The 1,736-nt window shown below is 61.5% G+C and carries 2 protein-coding genes and 1 pseudogene; all 3 read left to right on the plus strand.

Features of this window, described 5'->3' with window-relative positions; all coding sequences use genetic code 11:
* Positions 1-240 (plus strand): annotated as a pseudogene (locus AC4PR2_RS28630) (hypothetical protein); the annotation flags it as partial.
* Positions 241-373: 133 nt separating this feature from the next.
* The gene (gene recA / locus AC4PR2_RS28635) at positions 374-1,483 is read left to right on the plus strand and encodes a recombinase RecA (RefSeq protein ID WP_149543109.1); all 1,110 of its coding nucleotides are present in this window, start codon (positions 374-376) and stop codon (positions 1,481-1,483) included.
* Positions 1,483-1,650: a S24/S26 family peptidase gene (locus AC4PR2_RS28640; RefSeq protein ID WP_492176016.1), complete on the plus strand. Its 168-nt coding sequence runs from the start codon at positions 1,483-1,485 to the stop codon at positions 1,648-1,650. The genes recA and AC4PR2_RS28640 overlap by 1 nt, the downstream gene beginning before the upstream one ends.
* Positions 1,651-1,736 lie beyond the last annotated feature (86 nt).

The raw sequence follows: 1,736 nt of genomic DNA on the forward strand, positions 1-1,736 counted from the left end.
CTGAAAGACCAGGGCTGGGACAATTATGTGCTGGACGCGAAAGAGTGGAAGTCCGGCGTCGTGCCGACACCGTCACAGCATAACGGGTTCTACGTCGAAAAAACGGCGCTGAATGCCGCTTTTGCCCAGGACGGTCCCATATCCGCCCCCGGTGCCGCGCCACTCACAATCAGGACGTTATCCACAAATTTGGGGGATAACCTGTGCGCATCGTCGGTAAAAATATTCACCTCAAAATGAGGGGCTTGTGCCCGTCGCGCGGTTGACCTCGCCATCATCCCTTGTCTTTCCTCGTCGGTTTTATATTATACTGGTCATGCATACAGTATTATTATAATAACGCATTCGATTTCCGACCAGAGGAGAACATAAAATGAGCAACGCATCACGCACTCGCACACCGCAGGACACGGCCGGCACGCAGGAAAGTCGCGCCAAAGCGCTGCAAAGCGCCATCACCGCCATCGAGAAGGCGTTCGGCAAGGGCGCCATCATGCGCCTGGGTGACAACCATGGCATGGCTGTCGAGCGTATCCCGACCGGCTCGCTCGGCCTCGACATCGCGCTCGGCGGCGGCCTGCCGGTCGGCCGCATCACCGAAATCTACGGCCCCGAGTCGTCCGGCAAGACCACCGTCGCCCTGTCGGTCATTGCCTGCGCCCAGCGCGCCGGGCTGCAATGCGCCTTTATCGATGCCGAGCACGCGCTCGATCCGCGTTACGCGCAGCAGCTGGGCGTCGATATCGGTGAACTCCTCATCTCCCAGCCCGACACCGGCGAGCAAGCGCTGGAAATCTGTGACGCCCTGGTGCGTTCCGGCGCCGTCGGCGTGGTGGTGGTCGATTCCGTCGCCGCCCTGGTGCCAAAAAACGAGCTGGAAGGGGAGATCGGCGACGCCCAGATGGGTCTCCAGGCCCGCATGATGAGCCAGGCGATGCGCAAGCTGAAGGGCAGCATCAACACCACCCGCACGGTGGTGATCTTCATCAACCAGTTGCGCATGAAGATCGGCGTGATGTTCGGCAACCCTGAAACCACCGCCGGCGGCAACGCCCTCAAGTTCTATGCCTCGGTGCGTCTCGACGTGCGCGGCGCCGGCAACGTCAAGGAAGGGGAGACCATCATCGGGCGGGATACCAAGGTGAAGGTGGTCAAGAACAAGGTCTCGCCGCCGTTCCGCCAGGCGCAGTTCCGGCTGCTGTTCGGCGTCGGCATCTTCCGCGAGGGCGAAGTGCTGGATCTGGCCGTCGACGCCAAATATATCCTCAAGACCGGCGCCTGGTACGAGTATCAGGGGGAGAAAATCGGGCAGGGGCGCGAGAAGGCCGCCGGCTGGCTGCGCGACCGTCCCGACGTGGTGGCCACATTGACCACGCAGCTGCGCACGCACTACCTGCAGGCGGCGCAGCCGGCCGCGGCTTCAGCCGACGCGGACACGCCCCCGGATGACGATGCCTGGCAGAGCGTGCCGGAGGCCGTGTGATGCCGGTTCGCCTCTATGACGCCGGCGTGCCCTGCGGGTTTCCGTCGCCGGCGCAGGACTACCTCGAGCAGCGCCTGTCGCTGGACGACATCTGCATCCGTCACCCGGAGAGCACCTACCTGGGGTTCTACGCCGGAACCGCCGAAATTTCCGACGAAAGGAATTGATGTATCTTTACGCGTGGTTTAGTTTGAGTTTTATATTATTATCAGGGTGCTGCATCTTGCATACGTGCAGTAATCCAGATAACTAA

The organism is Serratia sp. A07, from assembly GCF_058725505.1.